Here is a 15772-nt window from a genome sequence, read left to right on the forward strand (position 1 = left end):
AGGCTCGCTCCCACAGGGAAATTGAGGCTGGGTTATGGCTCAAGCTTCTTCGGCGTCTCCTGCCCCATGCAGCGCACCGCGCGCTTCTTCTCGTTGATCAGCACGCCGGTCAGGCCTTTCTGTTCGGTGTCGAACAGCACCAGCACGCCATCGATGCACTGGGCAACTTGCGGAGCCGGTTCCAGGGCGACTTTGTAGTCTTCGCCCGGCACGGTCTTGAGCATGGTGAACTCGTTGAGCAGCAACGCATCCTCGGGCTTGGCGAAGTGCAGGTAGCCGTAGTACCAGAGCACCGCGACGGTGCCGAGGATGCTGCAGATACCGGTGATGATCAGGGGGATGGCGTTACGTTCTTCGCTCATTGCGGGCTCTCTGAAGATTCAACGGATGATTTCGGATAATTCGGGATCTCGCCCAGGCGGCGCAGGCCGTCGAAGTGCCAGGGGTCGTCGAGATAGCGCAGCATCACCGTTCGCCAGACCGGGTCGGCGAATGTCTGCACATGCCCACCGCGAGTCAGTTGCAGGACCCGGGGCGGCGGCGCAGCTTGATACAGACGGATGCCGTTGGAAAGAGGCACGATGGGGTCATCGAGGCTGTGGTAGATCAATTTCGGTACGCCCTTCAATTGCGCCACCGAACCGATTGCACTGTCACCGTCGGGCACCAGCCAGGACAACGGCACCTGCAATGCCCAGGTCAGCCATGAAGTACTCAGGGCGAAACGCCCCACGTCGCGATAACTGGCGGGCACGCCATCGAGCACCAAGGCCTTGAGTTGCGGCTGACGCTCGGGATGATCGGCCAGGTAATGCACCGCCAGCGCGCCGCCCAGGCTCTGGCCGAGCAGCACCAGTGGCTTGCCTTGAACCTGTGGCGCCTGGTCGAGCCATTTGAACGCTGCGTCGATGTCCTGATAGATCGCCGGCAGGCTCGGCTCGCCTTCGGACCGGCCGTAACCGCGGTAATCCACCATCAATACCTGGTAACCCTGCTCGGGCAACCACCAGCTCCCCCCCAGATGCCAGGCCAGGTTGCCGCCGTTGCCGTGCAAGTGCAGTACCGTGCCCTTGACCTCCACCCCTTGTTTGACCGGCAGCCACCAGCCGTGGAGCCTGACACCGTCGGCGGTGGTCAGGGTGACGTCGCGGTAGTCGAGCTTGGCCCGTTCCGGGGTAAAGGGCAGGCCGCGTTCGGGGTAGAACAGCAGGGAACTGCAACCGCTCAGGGTCAGCAGCAGGCATAAGATGCCGAGGGTTCGCATCCGGTGAAACCTCGCAAAAAATAAATGAAACACCGTCCCCTGTGGGAGCGAGCCTGCTCGCGATTGCGGTAGAACGGTCAACATCAATGTTGACTGGAACATCGCAATCGCGAGCAGGCTCGCTCCCACATTTTCAACCACATTGTATTCAGAGGATATTGGAATAATCCGCTTCGATCCGGTCCAGGCTCAGGTGGTTGAGGAAGTTGGAGAAACACATCCAGGCCGACAGCGCGTTCATGTCGCGGAACTGTTCCGGCAGGTATTTGGGCGGCACGACCAAGCCTTCGTCCACGAGTTGGCGCATCGTGCGCATGTCTTCAAGGGTGGTTTTACCGCAGAACAACAGCGGCACCTGCTCCAGCTTGCCTTTGCGTACGGCCAGCTGAATGTAGTTGTAAACCATGATGAAGCCCTTGAGGTAGGACAAGTCTTTGGTGAATGGCAGACCGGTTGGCACCGAACCACGGAAAACCCGGCTGGCGTTGCCGTAGCTTTCGCCCATCTCAAAGCCCTGCTCACGGAAGAACTCGTATATCTGCAGAAAGTCCGCCCCCTCCTCCACCATGTGAATGGCCCGGGTGCGATTGGTCAGCTTGCGCAGGCGACTTGGGTAAGAGGCGAAGGTGATGATCTCCATCAGGATCGCCAGGCCTTCCTGGGTCACCGTGGACGAGGGTGGCCCCTTGGACAGGAAGGTGCAGATCGGCTGATTCAGGCCATTGAGGGTGGTGCCGACGTGCACCAGACCTTCATGGACTTCCAGGGCCCGAACGTCACGGTCGTTGAACATCGCATCAGTGCGAATCTTGATGTAATCGGCGCCAGCCGCCGCATCGGCCACGATCCCGTCGGACTCGAACACCCGGATGGTTTCCTCGGCCTCGCCAAAGACCCGGTTGAGCCGATGCTGCAGCAGGCTGACAGCGTCCTGGGCGGTCAGAATCTTCGGCTCGTCCTTCAGGTCGCCACGGCCATCAATGTTGTTCAGGTAATCGGACAGCATCAAGCCCAGGTCAGCCAGGGTCGGGTCGCCGGCATGGAACGCATCGGAAGCGGCCCCGTACAACTCCTGGGAGATCAGCCCGAAATCCTCGGTGCCGCGTGCTTCGAGCATGCGCACCACCATGCGGTATTCCTTGCACATGCGACGCATGATCTGGCCGACCGGGTTGAACTGCCCGAGCTGACGGGTGATGTCACGTTCGATGTTCTGGAATTCCAGCTTCACTTTGCTGGAATCGAACGACAGGGGCCGGTTGAGGTAATAGTCGCGGTCCACGGCGGGCATTTCCTTGCCCTTGGCCTTGAGGAAACCCTTGCGGATGCTTTCGTCCCACTTTACTGCGTCGAGAATGCGAATCGGCGTTTGCGCCAGCACAATGCGATCGGACAAGGTGCGTATCGTCTGCTGGTAATCGTCCACCCGGAACTCCTGTGAAAAAACGTCCGCTTGTTGCAATTATTGGGATTTGACCAGTCGCTGGTAGCGCACGGCCTCCGAGAACACATCGGAGTTGGCCGGGTCGTCGAGGTAACGGAAAACCGTCCCCATGTCGCTGTCCACCAGCACGCCGTCACCTTCTTCGCTCTGGTTCGGCTGGCCACTGAGGATCTTCTGGCTGATGGCCTGGTTGATCTGATCCATATCCAGGTTGTAGATCACCAGTTCCTGCTTGTCGGTCAGTTCAAAACCGGCGATCACGAAATGCCCTCCAAAGCGGGCCGGCACCTTGGCCGACAGATACCAGCGGCTGCCGTGACGGGAGACGGTCACCGGGATGGCTTCGCGCTCCAGCGGCCTGGCCCTGAAGTAGGTGACGGCTTGATAACGGCGCGGGCCCACTTCGACCAACTCCAGATTGAGCGGCTCGCCCCAGGCGTTGGTACTGGTCCAGTGGCCGACCAGCCCTTGGGGCGCGGCTTCGCTGTCGGGCAACGGCGCCTTGAAGGACACCAGGCAGCCACTGAGCAGCAGCAACGACACGGCCATTACAACGGCACGCCAGGCTTTCATTTGAACTCCCTATGGCATACGACGCCTAGTCTTTGTGAGGAGCCTTTGTGGCGAGGGAGCTTGCTCCCGCTTGAGTGCGCAGCGCTCACAAAAGGGGCCGCTACGCAGCCCAGCGGGAGCAAGCTCCCTCGCCACATGTGGTGCTCCTGAAAAACTAAACCGACGCCAATACCAGATGCATGTAGCGGGTCAGGATGCCGAGCATTTCTTCTGCCGCTACCGGCTCGGCGCCATTGAGCAAGCCTTGATATTCCATCCGTCCGATAATCGCCGTCAACACTTTGGCATCCTGCTGGGGTTCACGCGAGCCCAAAACCTGGAAAAACTGACAAGTGCCGTGCAACAGGATCTGCTGGTGAGAGCGCACCAACTCCGCCAGGCGCGGGTTGAGCAGCGCTTCCTGACGAAAAGCCTGTTCCGCCATCAGGTATTCGCGCCGGCTGTGCAATTGATGCTGCACGTAGTCAGCGGTCATCCGGGCGATGTCATCCGCCAGCTGCGAGCGGGATTCGGCGCTGCCGTCTCCGTAGGCAACCATCTCCCGCAGCAGGCCTTCATTGTTGGTCCACAACTTGGCCATGAACGCCGCGCTGCGCTCCACGTACTGGGCGAAGGTATCGGTCAACAGGTCATCGATGTCCTTGAAATAATAAGTCGTGGCCGACAGCGGCACACCCGCTTCGGCGGCCACGGCGCGGTGGCGTACCGCCCGCACACCATCACGCACCACAATGCGCATGGCCGCATCGAGAATCTCCTGGCGACGCTGTTCACTGCCCTGCCGGCTGGCCTTGCGACCCTGGTACTGAACACTTTCAGCGACAGCAGTGGCGACGCCCGCCGCACCTTCTGGAGCCATTACACGATTCACGACAGGTCTTTCCTCGCTATTTCAAAATTAACCAATTGATACGTTTGTACCAGACAGGCAATAAAAAGCCGCCTGTTCGAGGCGGCTTTTTAATTGAAACACTTACGCTTGGGGCCGCATGTGCGGGAAAAGAATGACATCCCGGATCGACGGTGAGTTGGTCAGCAACATCACCAGGCGATCGATGCCGATGCCTTCGCCGGCCGTCGGCGGCATGCCGTACTCAAGGGCGCGAACGAAGTCGGCATCGTAGTGCATGGCCTCGTCGTCGCCGGCGTCCTTGTCGGCCACCTGGGCCATGAAACGCTCTGCCTGATCTTCTGCGTCGTTGAGCTCGGAGTAGGCGTTGGCGATTTCGCGACCACCGATGAACAGCTCGAAACGGTCGGTCACGCTTGGGTTCTCGTCATTGCGACGGGCCAGCGGCGACACTTCGAACGGGTACTGGGTGATGAAATGCGGCTGCTCCAGCTTGTGCTCGACCAACTCTTCGAAAATCATCACTTGCAGCTTGCCCAGCCCCTCGAAGCCGAGCACCTTGGCGCCGGCCTTCTTGGCGATGGCGCGGGCCTTTTCGATGTCCTGCAGGTCGGCCGCGGTGATGTCCGGGTTGTACTTGAGGATCGAGTCGAACACCGACAGGCGCACGAACGGTTCGCCGAAATGGAACACCTTGTCGCCGTACGGCACGTCGGTGGTCCCGAGCACCAGCTGCGCCAGTTCGCGGAACAGCTCCTCGGTCAGGTCCATGTTGTCTTCGTAGTCGGCGTAGGCCTGGTAGAACTCGAGCATGGTGAACTCGGGGTTGTGCCGGGTCGAAACGCCTTCGTTACGGAAGTTGCGGTTGATCTCGAAGACTTTCTCGAAGCCACCCACCACCAGGCGCTTGAGGTACAGCTCCGGCGCGATACGCAGGAACATTTCCATGTCCAGAGCGTTGTGGTGGGTTTCGAACGGCTTGGCCGCCGCACCGCCGGGGATGGTCTGCAGCATCGGCGTTTCGACTTCAAGGAAGTCACGCTTCATCAGGAAGCTGCGGATGTGGGCGATGACCTGCGAGCGCACGCGGAAGGTCTGGCGCACGTCTTCGTTGACGATCAGGTCGACGTAACGCTGACGATAGCGTTGCTCGGTGTCGGTCAGGCCGTGGTGCTTGTCCGGCAGTGGGCGCAGGGACTTGGTCAGCAGGCGCACACTGGTCATTTCGACGTACAGGTCGCCCTTGCCGGAGCGGGCCAGGGTGCCTTCGGCGGCAATGATGTCGCCCAGGTCCCAGGTCTTGACGGCGGCCAGGGTTTCTTCCGGCAGCGTCTTGCGGTTGACGTAGACCTGGATGCGCCCGGTCATGTCCTGGATCACCATGAACGAACCACGGTTGAGCATGATACGACCGGCCACCTTGACTGGAATCGCCGCCTCGGCCAGCTCTTCCTTGGTCTTGTCCGCATACTGCTTCTGCAAGACGTCGCAGTAGGCGTCGCGGCGGAAGTCGTTGGGGAAGGCCTGGCCCTTGGCGCGCTCGGCAGCAAGCTTTTCCTTGCGCAGGGCGATCAGGGAGTTTTCTTCCTGTTGCAGGGCTTGCGGGTCGAGTTCTAGGTCGCTCATGTCTTTAAAGATTCCATCACAGGTTCGTTGCCCCCGGCCCCGGGCCGGAGTTTGCGGCCAGGCCTCGCTCCTGGGTGGAAGCGCGCCTGCCCGCCGCATGGGTGTCGCGTTACAGCCCTTGTTTGAGGCTGGCGATCAGGTATTCGTCGATGTCGCCATCGAGCACCTTGTCACAGTCGCTGCGTTCGATGCTGGTGCGCAGGTCCTTGATGCGCGAGGCGTCAAGTACATACGAACGGATCTGGTGACCCCAGCCGATGTCCGACTTGGTGTCTTCCAGGGCCTGGGACGCCGCGTTGCGCTTCTGCACTTCCTGCTCGTACAAACGGGCCCGCAACATTTTCATCGCGGTGTCTTTGTTCGCGTGCTGGGAGCGTTCGTTCTGGCAACTGACCACAGTGTTGGTGGGTACGTGGGTAATCCGTACGGCCGAGTCGGTGGTGTTAACGTGCTGGCCACCGGCCCCGGAGGAACGGTAGGTGTCGATGCGCAGGTCCGACGGGTTGATGTCGATTTCGATGTTGTCATCGATTTCCGGCGAAACGAACACCGCCGAGAACGACGTGTGACGACGGTTACCGGAGTCGAACGGACTTTTGCGCACCAGGCGATGCACGCCGATCTCGGTGCGCAGCCAGCCAAAGGCGTATTCGCCCTTGATGTGCACGGTGGCACCCTTGATTCCGGCGACCTCACCGGCCGACAGCTCCATGATGGTCGCGTCGAAGCCGCGTTTGTCGGCCCAGCGCAGGTACATGCGCAGCAGGATGTTGGCCCAGTCCTGGGCTTCGGTGCCGCCGGAACCGGCCTGGATGTCCAGGTAGGCGTTGTTGGCATCCATCTCGCCACTGAACATGCGCCGGAATTCCAGCTTGGCCAACGCCTCCTCGAGGCGTGTCAGCTCGGCGACGACATCGCCGACGGCACCTTCATCGTTTTCTTCGACAGCCATGTCCAACAGGTCGCGGCAGTCGGCCAGGCCGCTGGACATTTCATCCAGGGTCTCGACGATCTGCGCCAGCGCAGCGCGCTCGCGGCCCAGTTCCTGGGCGTACGACGGGTTGTTCCAGACATTCGGATCTTCAAGCTCGCGATTGACTTCGGTCAGACGCTCATGCTTTTGATCGTAGTCAAAGATACCCCCGAATAGTTTCGGAGCGCTCGGACAGGTCCTTGATGGTGTTCAGGATCGGGTTGATTTCCATGGCGGGCAGCACTCGTTGGCGAACTTTTGAAAGCCGGCGAGTATAACGTAATCAAGCGCCAGCGGCAGCCCGCCTGGCGGCTTTAGGGACACCAATTCTTGTGGCGAGGGAGCTTGCTCCCGCTGGGCTGCGCAGCAGCCCTAAAAAACACAGCTCAGTCAACCTGACTCACCGAGCTATCTGGTTTCGGGGCCGCTACGCGCCCCAGCGGGAGCAAGCTCCCTCGCCACAAGAACTCTCCAGCCGGCCGGACGCACTACTCGATACCCACCCGATTACGCCCATTGTGCTTGGCCGTGTACAGCCCTTTGTCCGCCGCCGAAATCAGCTGGCGGCAATCGCCACCTTGCTGTGGCGTGAAGGTCGAGACGCCAACGCTGACAGTCAGGTTCGCCCCCTCATGAGGCGTGATGTGGGGGATGTTCAGGGCAACGACGCTCTGGCGCAGCTTTTCGGCCATCAACCGCGCGCCGCCAGCCGAGGTGCTGGGCAAGACCAGGGCGAACTCCTCGCCGCCGTAACGGGCCGGCAGGTCGGACGGACGACTGCACGCATCACGGATCGCCGTGGCGACCTTGCGCAGGGCTTCGTCCCCCTCCAGGTGGCCGAAATTGTCGTTGAAGGACTTGAAGTAATCCACGTCGATCATCAACAGCGAGAGCTGGGACTGGTCCCGCAGCGCCCTTCTCCACTCCAGCTCCAGGTATTCATCGAAGTGCCGGCGGTTGGACAGCCCGGTCAGACCGTCGGAATTCATCAGCCGTTGCAGCACCAGATTGGTGTCGAGCAGTTGCTGCTGGCTGACCCGCAGGGCGCGATAGGCCGCATCGCGTTGCAGCAGCATCATGTAGGACCGCGAGTGGTAGCGAATGCGCGCCACCAGTTCGATGTTGTCCGGCAACTTGACCAGGTAATCGTTGGCCCCGGCGGCGAACGCCGCGCTTTTGACCAGCGGGTCCTCCTTGGTGGACAGGACAATGATCGGAATATCCCGGGTCGCCGGATGGTTACGGTATTCGCGCACCAGGCTCAAGCCATCAAGACCGGGCATCACCAGGTCCTGGAGGATCACCGTTGGCTTGATGCGGACCGCATGGGCGATGGCCTGGTGTGGGTCGGCGCAGAAGTGAACGTCGATGTTCTCTTCATTGGCCAGCCCGCGCCGCACCGCCTCGCCGATCATCGCCTGGTCATCGACGAGCAAGACCATGGCCGCGTTCTCGTCACGCTTGAAATCGTCGAGCTGTAAATCACTCATGGGAACTCACCTGAATACGGCTGGTGGACAAGGCTGCCGGGGTTCTTCATTGGGTAAAAATCTCCACTAACCGTGGCGCTATGTGGTCCAGCGCTAGAATCTGCGCAGCCGCGTCGATGGCCGCGGCCGCTTTGGGCATGCCGTACACCGCGCTGCTCTGCTGGTCCTGGGCGATGGTCAGATAGCCCTGCTGGCGCATGAGTTTAAGCCCTTGGGCACCGTCGCGGCCCATGCCAGTGAGCAAAACGCCTACCGCGTCACCGCTCCAGAAGTGGGCAACGCTCTCGAAAAACACGTCGATGGACGGCCGGTAGATCTCGTTGACCGGCTCGGCGGTGTAGGCCAGGGTGCCGTTTTTCAATAGGCGCAGATGGTGGTTGGTGCCGGCCAGCAGCACCGTACCGCTTTGCGGCGGCTCGCCGTGCCGGGCCAGGCGCACCTGGTGGCCTGACGCACTGCTCAGCCATTGGGCCATGCCCGCAGCAAACACCTCGTCCACATGCTGGACCAGCACAATGGCCGGGGCGAAATGACGGGGCAGGCCCTTGAGCAGGATCTCCAGCGCGGCCGGCCCACCCGCCGACGACCCGATGGCAATCAGGCTATTGCGTGACACCAACATCCGCTGCGCAGCCGGCGCAGCGCGCTCACCGTGATTGCGCTCACCGATCAGCCAGCCGATGTTGGTGATCTTGCGCAGCAGCGGTGCCGCCGCATCCGCGGGGTTGCCCACCCCCAAGGTAGGGGTATCAACCACATCCAGCGCGCCATACCCCATGGCTTCGAACACCCGGTGAACGTTCTGCTGGCTGTCACCGGTGACAATCACAATGGCGCACGGGGTTTCGGCCATGATCCGCCGGGTCGCCTCCACGCCATCCATGATGGGCATGAGCAGGTCCATCAGAATCAGGTCCGGGGTGTATTCGGCGCAACGCTGAACCGCCTCGGCACCGTTGGCGGCCACCCAGACCAACTGGTGCGCCGGCTCGAAAGCCAGGGCTCGGCGCAGGGCTTCGACCGCCAGGGGCATGTCATTGACGATGGCGATCTTCAAGCGCGTGCTCCTCCGATCAATTCGACGACGGCATCAAGCAAGGCGTCGTCATGGAAACTGGCCTTGGCTAGATAATAGTCAGCGCCGGCATCCAGGCCACGGCGACGATCTTCTTCACGATCCTTGTAAGACACCACCATCACCGGCAGCGACTGCAGACGGTTATCGCGCCGCAACAGCGACACCAACTCGATGCCGTCCATGCGCGGCATGTCGATGTCGGTGATCAGCAGGTCGAAATCCTCCGCTCGCAGCGCGTTCCAGCCGTCCATGCCGTCCACGGCCACCGCCACGTCATACCCACGATTGAGCAACAGCTTGCGTTGCAGCTCGCGCACGGTCAGGGAGTCGTCCACCACCAGGATCCGCTTGCGCGGTGTCTGCGTCTGGTTCTGGCGGGCGATGCGTTCCAGGCGCCCGGTGTCGAGCAACTTGTCCACCGAGCGCAGCAGGTCTTCGACATCGACGATCAGCACCACCGAACCATCGTCCAGCAAGGCCCCGGCGGAGATGTCCTGGATCTTGCCCAGGCGTTCGTCCAGGGGCAGGACCACCAGCGTGCGCTCGCCGATGAACCGTTCGACCGCCACGCCGTAGATGGCCTCGCGCTCACGGATCACCACGACCTTGAGCGCCTGGCTGCTGTTCTGTGATGCCGGACGATTGAGCAACTGACTGGCGGCGACCAGCCCGACATGCCGCCCTTCGTGCCAGAAGTGCTGGCGCCCTTCGACCTGCACAATGTCCTCAGGAGCGAGATCGCACATGCGCTCGATGTGAGCCAGGGGAAAGGCGTAGGCTTCACCGCCGACTTCCACCACCAGGCTGCGCACCACTGAGAGCGTCAGCGGCACCTCAAGATGGAAGCGGCTGCCCTCGCCCGCTGTCTGCTCCAGCACCACCGCGCCGCGCAACTGCCGGACCATATGCTGAACGGCGTCCAGGCCGACGCCGCGCCCGGACACCTCAGTGACGGTGTCGCGCAGGCTGAAGCCGGGCAGGAACAGGAACGTCAGCAGTTCCTCTTCGCTCAAATTGGCTGCGGTCTGCTCAGGGGAAAGCCCTCGTTCGACGACGCTGCGCCGCACCCGTTCCAGGTCCACACCGGCGCCGTCGTCCGCCAGTTCCAGCACCAGCAGGCCAGCCTGATGGGAGGCGCGCAAGCGGATCAGGCCTTCGGCGGGCTTGCCGGCCAGCACCCGTTGCTCCGGAGATTCGATGCCATGGTCCACGGCGTTGCGCAGCAGATGGGTCAGCGGCGCTTCGAGTCTTTCCAGCACGTCGCGGTCGACCTGGGTTTTATCGCCCTCAATCTCCAGGCGCACCTGCTTGCCCAGGCTGCGCCCCAGGTCACGGACCATCCGGGCCTGGCCGGATAGCACATCGGCAAACGGTCGCATGCGACAGGCCAGCGCCGTGTCGTACAACACCTGTGCTCGCTGACCGGCCTGCCAGGCGAACTCGTCCATCTCCGCGGTTTTCTGCGCCAGCAATTGCTGGGTTTCGGCCAGCAAGCGGCGGGCGTCGTTGAGCGCTTCCTCGGCCTGCAAGCTCAACGCGTGTTCCTTGAGGTGCACATTCAGCTCTTCCAAGGCCCGCAAGCCGTTGCTCTGCTGGCGCTTGAGCCGTTGCATCGTCGCCAGCCAGGGCTTGAGGCGCTGGGTTTCCACCAAGGATTTACTGGACAGGTCCAACAGGCTATTGAGGCGCTCGGCGGTGACCCGCAAGACCCGCTCGCCCCCTTCGGTAACGCGCTTACCCTTGGGCAGCGGTTCCGTTGCCGCGAGCGGTTCTGCCTCGGCCGGCTCAACGCGAAAAGCCTCCGCTTGCATCTCGATTCGCGGCGACACGACAGGCGTCTGCGCAGCGGCAGGATCGAGCAGTTGCCCCATCAACGCCACATACGCATCGACGTCCTGGGCTCCGATGCTGTTGCCTGGCGTGGCAATTCGCGTCAACAGGTCGGTGCCTTGCAGCAAGGCGTCGATGTGCTCGGCGCGCAGGACCAGGCGGCGCTCCTGGGCGCTGACCAGGCAATCCTCCATGACATGGGCCACGCTGACCCCGGCGTTCACTCCAACGATCCGCGCCGCGCCCTTGAGGGAATGGGCCGCGCGCATGCACGATTCAAGATAATCGGCCTGGGTCGGGTCGCGTTCCAGGGCCAGCAGGCCGGCGCTGAGCACCTGAGTCTGGGCTTCGGCTTCCAGGCTGAACAACTCCAGCAACGAGGCGTCACGCATTTGATCAGGGGTCATGACAGGCTCCGGGTCATGGCGGACAACAACTGTTCTTCGTCCAGCCAGCGCAGGCTGCGGCCCTTGAACTTCAATACGCCACGGGTGTACTTGGCCGCCGATTGCGAGGCCGCGCCCAGGACGCGCTCATCAATGGCGTGAATGCCGTCCACCTCGTCCACCGGCACCACCACCGGACCGCCCTGGGCCGCGACGATCAACATGCGCGGCATGACCCGCGCGCCGGCCACCACTGCCCCGCCGGGTTCCAGGTCCAACAGTTCCACCAGCGACAGGCAGGCCACCAAGGCCCCGCGCACATTCGCCACGCCCAACAAGGCCCGCGAACGCTGGTGGGGCAGCGAGTGAATCGGCTGCAACGGCGCCACTTCCACCAGACTGCGGGTGGTCAGGCCCAGCCACTCTTCGCCCAGTCGGAACATCAACAGCGATCGTGTGACGATATCGGTGTCCAGCGGCGCGTGGGCCAAGTCCCGGTCGTCGTGCTGCAAGGTGTAGCGATCGAGCAAACGGGTGGCAGCCGCCGAATACACCGCGCAGTTGCGGCAGTGAATATGCTCGGCCAGCAACGGACAGGATTTATCGCCATGCACCCCGATGCGATTCCAGCAATCGTCGATGGCCTGGGCATCGTCATGGGTCAGGTTGTCATTAGCCGAACCACTCATTGTTTACGCTCACTGTCAGCCATGCGCCCGCTGCGAGCGGCGCGGTCCTGCAATCGACGGGCACCGGCCGCGTCTCCCTGGGAAGCCAGCAACGCCGCCAGATGCACCAGGGCCTCGGCGTGTTGCGGTTCAAGATAGAGCGCCTTGCGATAAAAACCCTGGGCCTCAAGCGCGCTACCGGCCATGTCACTGAGCAGCCCCAGCCAGTAGAACACTTGGGCCGCCGGCGCATGATTGCGCAGGTACTGCTGGCAGGCCGCACGGGCTTCGGCGCTTTTGCCAGCATTGGCCAGCGCCGCGATATTGGCCAGTAAGGTAGTGGCGTCGCTGTTTTTCGGCTCAGTGATCGGAGTCACGTTGGCTGCGAACGGCCGGGGCCGGACCACCGGTGGAATGACTCGAGGCGCGACCTGGCCAAGCGGCAGCGGGGCCGGCAGTGGCGTCGACATCAACGCGGGCACTGGCTGTGGCTGCGGGGCACCTTGGCGACTGAAAGCGAACGACTGGGCAATCCCGATTGAACGCATGCCCAACCGCCCCAGCAAACTGCCCTCGGCGGGGCCGATAAACAGCACGCCGTCCTGGTGGGTCAGGCGCTTGAGCACCTCGAACACCTGCTGCTGGGTCGGCTGGTCGAAATAGATCAGCAGATTGCGGCAGAACACAAAATCGTAAGGGGCCTCGTTCACCAGCAAGGCCGGATCCAGCAGGTTGCCCACTTGCAGACGCACCTGTTCACTCACCCGCTCGCTGAGGCGATAACCCTCTGCCTCGGCGCTGAAATATCGCTCGCGAAAGCCGAGGTCGGCACCACGGAACGAGTTCCTGCCGTAAAGCGCTTGCCTGGCACGTTCTATCGACAGCGGACTGACGTCCAGCGCGTCCACCTTGAACTGATGCGGCCCCAGGCCCGCGTCGAGCAACGCCATGGCAATGGAGTAAGGCTCTTCGCCAGTGGAGCAGGGCAAGCTGAGGATGCGCAGCGCACGCAGGTGCTTGATCTCGACCAGACGCTTGATGGCCAGCCTGGCGAGGGTGGCGAAGGACTCGGGATAACGGAAGAACCAGGTCTCCGGGACAATCACCGCTTCGATCAGCGCCTGTTGCTCCTGGGCAGAATGTTGCAGGCATTGCCAGTACTCATCTGCCGTACGCCCAGGCACGGCAATGATGCGCTGGCGCACGGCCCGCTCGATGATGGCGGTGCCGACGGAGGTGACATCCAGGCCGATGCGCACCTTGAGAAAATCGAAAAACCGCTGGTCGCTGTTCATGCCCGTCCCTCGAGGTCATCGAAGTTCAAGGGCGGCGTGGGAAACAGCACGGCACGGACCGACTCGTCGAGCAGGTCATTGACCCGCACCCATTGCAACAGGCCTTGCGCGTCTTCGCGCACCGGGCCCAGGTACGGCGCCTGTGGGTTATCCAAGCCATAAGGTCGGAAATCCGCCGGATCGCAACGCAAGGTGTCGGTGGCCTGTTCCAGAATCAGCCCCAGAACCTGCCCCGCCTGCTGCGCGTCGGGTCGGTAATGCACCAGCACCAGTCTCGTACTGGTACGCGTCTGGGCGCTCTGACCGAAGGTCAGCGTGCACAGATCGATCACGGGCACCACCGCGCCGCGCCAGGCAAACACCCCCGCCACCCAGGACGGTGCCTGGGCAATCGGTTTGAGGGGCAAGCGCGGCAGCACTTCCACCACATCGATGGCTTGCAGGGCGTAGCGTTCGTTGCCGATGCAAAACACCAGGAACAACGACTGACGGGCCGCCGACACGGCGCCACGTCTGGCCTCGAACTCGCTCATCAGACTTTGAAACGCGAGACGCCACTGCGCAGCCCCACGGCCACCTGGCTCAGTTCATCGATGGCAGAACTGGCCTGGCGCAGGGACTCCACCGTCTGACTGCTGGCATCGCCCAATTGCACCAGGGCATGGTTGATCTGCTCGGCGCCGGTGGCCTGGGCCTGCATACCTTCGTTGACCATCAACACCCGCGGCGCCAGCGCCTGTACCTGGTGGATGATCTGCGACAGTTGCTCGCCGACCTGCTGCACCTCGGCCATGCCACGGCGCACTTCTTCGGAAAACTTGTCCATGCCCATCACTCCAGCGGATACGGCGGACTGGATCTCGCGCACCATCTGCTCGATGTCGTAGGTCGCCACGGCTGTCTGATCCGCCAGGCGCCGAACCTCAGTGGCGACCACGGCAAAACCGCGGCCATACTCTCCTGCCTTCTCGGCCTCGATGGCGGCATTGAGGGACAACAGGTTGGTCTGGTCGGCCACCTTGACGATGGTCACCACCACCTGGTTGATGTTGCCGGCCTTCTCGTTGAGGATCGCCAGCTTCGCGTTCACCAGATCCGCCGCGCCCATCACCGAGTGCATGGTTTCTTCCATGCGTGCCAGGCCTTGCTGGCCGGAACCAGCCGCCACCGAGGCCTGGTCGGCGGCGCTGGAAACTTCGGTCATGGTGCGCACCAGATCCCGGGACGTGGCGGCAATTTCCCGAGAGGTCGCGCCGATCTCCGTAGTGGTAGCGGCGGTTTCGGTGGCCGTGGCCTGTTGCTCGCGGGAGGTGGCGGCGATCTCGGTGACCGAGGTGGTGACCTGCACCGAAGAGCGCTGGGCCTGGGACACCAGCGATGTCAGCTCGGCCATCATGTCGTTGAAGCCGGTTTCCACCGCACCGAACTCGTCTTTACGCGCAAGGTTCAGGCGCCCGCTGAGGTCGCCGCTGCGCATGATGCCGAGGATTTCCACAATGCGGTTCATCGGCGCCATGATCGCGCGCATCAACAACAGGCCACAAAGCATGGCAATGAGCACCGCCACGAGAAACGACAGCCCCATGGCAACTTCAGCGGCGGTTACCGACTGACTGATGGTCAGGGCGGCTTTTTCCGCCAGCTCCCGGTTGCGTTCGATGATCTGGTTCAAATGCCCGCGACCGTCGAGCCATGCCGGCGTCAGCTCCTTCTCCAGCGCCAGCTGTGCCCCTTCGAAATCCTTGCGTTCATACAGGTCCAGAACCTTCGCCAGGGCCTTGTTGAAGTCCTGATGATTGACCTCGAATTCATCGAAGGAGACTTGATCGGCAGGGTCCTGGATCAGCTTTTGATAGTGCTGGATTTCCTCGCGCAGATGCTGCTCGTAGCCCTGGTAGAGGGCCTTGTCCTCGGCAGTGATTTCCCGCTGGCCGGAGAGGCCGACGATCTGCTGGGTCTTGACGTAGCTGTCGACCCAGCCACCGCGAATCATGGAACTGTAATACACCCCCGGCACCGCGTAGACGCGTACTTTTTCTTCGCTGGCCTCGATCCTCAATAACCGCGAATACGTGACGACCACCATCAGCAGCATGATGGCGATGATCACCGCAAAACTCGCCAGGATGCGTTGGCGCAACGTCCAGTTCTTCACAGTACAACCTCGGGCATTTTGAAATGCTGGGGAGTATAGCCGAGGGCGACGTTGCGGCTGTATGGCGGTGAGGAAGGAGTTTGGTGATTCGCTCAGCTGTTCAAACAGCTCAAGCCAGGCATCAATGTGGCAGTCGATGC

Annotated in this window: 14 protein-coding genes; all 14 read right to left on the reverse strand. The window is 62.2% G+C overall.

Annotated features, from left to right (window positions below; genetic code table 11):
- Positions 1–32: 32 nt before the first annotated feature.
- Positions 33–362 (reverse strand): hypothetical protein, encoded by a 330-nt coding sequence (locus PSEUDOMOFG3G_RS21320; RefSeq protein WP_139051074.1) that lies wholly within the window; start codon positions 360–362, stop codon positions 33–35.
- Positions 359–1264 carry an alpha/beta hydrolase gene (locus PSEUDOMOFG3G_RS21325; RefSeq protein ID WP_139051075.1) on the reverse strand — a complete coding sequence of 302 codons (906 nt, stop codon included), beginning with the start codon at positions 1262–1264 and terminating at the stop codon, positions 359–361. The genes PSEUDOMOFG3G_RS21320 and PSEUDOMOFG3G_RS21325 overlap by 4 nt, the downstream gene beginning before the upstream one ends.
- Before the next feature lie 148 nt (positions 1265–1412).
- A complete protein-coding gene (locus PSEUDOMOFG3G_RS21330; RefSeq protein WP_047227529.1) occupies positions 1413–2690 on the reverse strand; it encodes a flavohemoglobin expression-modulating QEGLA motif protein in 1278 nt (425 codons plus the stop codon).
- A gap of 36 nt (positions 2691–2726) precedes the next feature.
- Positions 2727–3281: a hypothetical protein gene (locus tag PSEUDOMOFG3G_RS21335; protein ID WP_076386205.1), complete on the reverse strand. Its 555-nt coding sequence runs from the start codon at positions 3279–3281 to the stop codon at positions 2727–2729.
- 154 nt (positions 3282–3435) lie between these two features.
- On the reverse strand, positions 3436–4152 hold the full coding sequence (locus tag PSEUDOMOFG3G_RS21340; protein WP_047227527.1) for a TetR/AcrR family transcriptional regulator: 717 nt from the start codon (positions 4150–4152) through the stop codon (positions 3436–3438).
- A gap of 102 nt (positions 4153–4254) precedes the next feature.
- On the reverse strand, positions 4255–5757 hold the full coding sequence (gene lysS, locus PSEUDOMOFG3G_RS21345) for a lysine--tRNA ligase (RefSeq protein WP_047227526.1): 1503 nt from the start codon (positions 5755–5757) through the stop codon (positions 4255–4257).
- 109 nt (positions 5758–5866) lie between these two features.
- A protein-coding gene (gene prfB, locus PSEUDOMOFG3G_RS21350; RefSeq protein ID WP_107321555.1) for a peptide chain release factor 2 occupies positions 5867–6962 on the reverse strand; the annotation gives its coding sequence in 2 pieces (ribosomal slippage) (positions 5867–6889 and positions 6891–6962; 1095 coding nt in all).
- A gap of 256 nt (positions 6963–7218) precedes the next feature.
- Positions 7219–8220 carry a diguanylate cyclase domain-containing protein gene (locus PSEUDOMOFG3G_RS21355; protein WP_047227524.1) on the reverse strand — a complete coding sequence of 334 codons (1002 nt, stop codon included), beginning with the start codon at positions 8218–8220 and terminating at the stop codon, positions 7219–7221.
- A 46-nt stretch (positions 8221–8266) separates the two neighbouring features.
- Complete coding sequence (locus tag PSEUDOMOFG3G_RS21360; RefSeq protein WP_139051076.1) at positions 8267–9277, reverse strand: chemotaxis response regulator protein-glutamate methylesterase; 1011 nt, start codon at positions 9275–9277, stop codon at positions 8267–8269.
- Positions 9274–11535: a hybrid sensor histidine kinase/response regulator gene (locus PSEUDOMOFG3G_RS21365; protein ID WP_139051077.1), complete on the reverse strand. Its 2262-nt coding sequence runs from the start codon at positions 11533–11535 to the stop codon at positions 9274–9276. Before PSEUDOMOFG3G_RS21365 ends, PSEUDOMOFG3G_RS21360 begins: the two co-directional genes overlap by 4 nt.
- The gene (locus PSEUDOMOFG3G_RS21370; protein WP_047227521.1) at positions 11532–12203 is read right to left on the reverse strand and encodes a chemotaxis protein CheW; all 672 of its coding nucleotides are present in this window, start codon (positions 12201–12203) and stop codon (positions 11532–11534) included. Before PSEUDOMOFG3G_RS21370 ends, PSEUDOMOFG3G_RS21365 begins: the two co-directional genes overlap by 4 nt.
- Complete coding sequence (locus PSEUDOMOFG3G_RS21375) at positions 12200–13477, reverse strand: protein-glutamate O-methyltransferase CheR (protein ID WP_139051078.1); 1278 nt, start codon at positions 13475–13477, stop codon at positions 12200–12202. Before PSEUDOMOFG3G_RS21375 ends, PSEUDOMOFG3G_RS21370 begins: the two co-directional genes overlap by 4 nt.
- Positions 13474–14010, reverse strand: a complete 537-nt coding sequence (locus PSEUDOMOFG3G_RS21380) for a chemotaxis protein CheW (protein ID WP_076386210.1) — start codon at positions 14008–14010, stop codon at positions 13474–13476. Before PSEUDOMOFG3G_RS21380 ends, PSEUDOMOFG3G_RS21375 begins: the two co-directional genes overlap by 4 nt.
- Positions 14010–15632 (reverse strand): methyl-accepting chemotaxis protein, encoded by a 1623-nt coding sequence (locus PSEUDOMOFG3G_RS21385; protein ID WP_076386211.1) that lies wholly within the window; start codon positions 15630–15632, stop codon positions 14010–14012. The genes PSEUDOMOFG3G_RS21380 and PSEUDOMOFG3G_RS21385 overlap by 1 nt, the downstream gene beginning before the upstream one ends.
- Between the last annotated feature and the right edge of the window lie 140 nt (positions 15633–15772).

Origin of the sequence: Pseudomonas sp. FG-3G (assembly GCF_901007645.1) — a bacterium.
Classification (GTDB): Bacteria; Pseudomonadota; Gammaproteobacteria; order Pseudomonadales; family Pseudomonadaceae; genus Aquipseudomonas; species Aquipseudomonas rhizophila.

Excerpts from the sequence above, each read along its gene's own strand:
- PSEUDOMOFG3G_RS21380 (WP_076386210.1), bottom strand. The coding sequence starts at position 14,010 with ATGAGCGAGTTCGAGGCCAGACGTGGCGCCGTGTCGGCGGCCCGTCAG.
- PSEUDOMOFG3G_RS21365 (WP_139051077.1), bottom strand. The coding sequence starts at position 11,535 with ATGACCCCTGATCAAATGCGTGACGCCTCGTTGCTGGAGTTGTTCAGC.
- lysS (WP_047227526.1), bottom strand. The coding sequence starts at position 5,757 with ATGAGCGACCTAGAACTCGACCCGCAAGCCCTGCAACAGGAAGAAAAC.
- PSEUDOMOFG3G_RS21335 (WP_076386205.1), bottom strand. The coding sequence starts at position 3,281 with ATGAAAGCCTGGCGTGCCGTTGTAATGGCCGTGTCGTTGCTGCTGCTC.
- PSEUDOMOFG3G_RS21325 (WP_139051075.1), bottom strand. The coding sequence starts at position 1,264 with ATGCGAACCCTCGGCATCTTATGCCTGCTGCTGACCCTGAGCGGTTGC.
- PSEUDOMOFG3G_RS21370 (WP_047227521.1), bottom strand. The coding sequence starts at position 12,203 with ATGAGTGGTTCGGCTAATGACAACCTGACCCATGACGATGCCCAGGCC.
- PSEUDOMOFG3G_RS21355 (WP_047227524.1), bottom strand. The coding sequence starts at position 8,220 with ATGAGTGATTTACAGCTCGACGATTTCAAGCGTGACGAGAACGCGGCC.
- PSEUDOMOFG3G_RS21320 (WP_139051074.1), bottom strand. The coding sequence starts at position 362 with ATGAGCGAAGAACGTAACGCCATCCCCCTGATCATCACCGGTATCTGC.
- PSEUDOMOFG3G_RS21375 (WP_139051078.1), bottom strand. The coding sequence starts at position 13,477 with ATGAACAGCGACCAGCGGTTTTTCGATTTTCTCAAGGTGCGCATCGGC.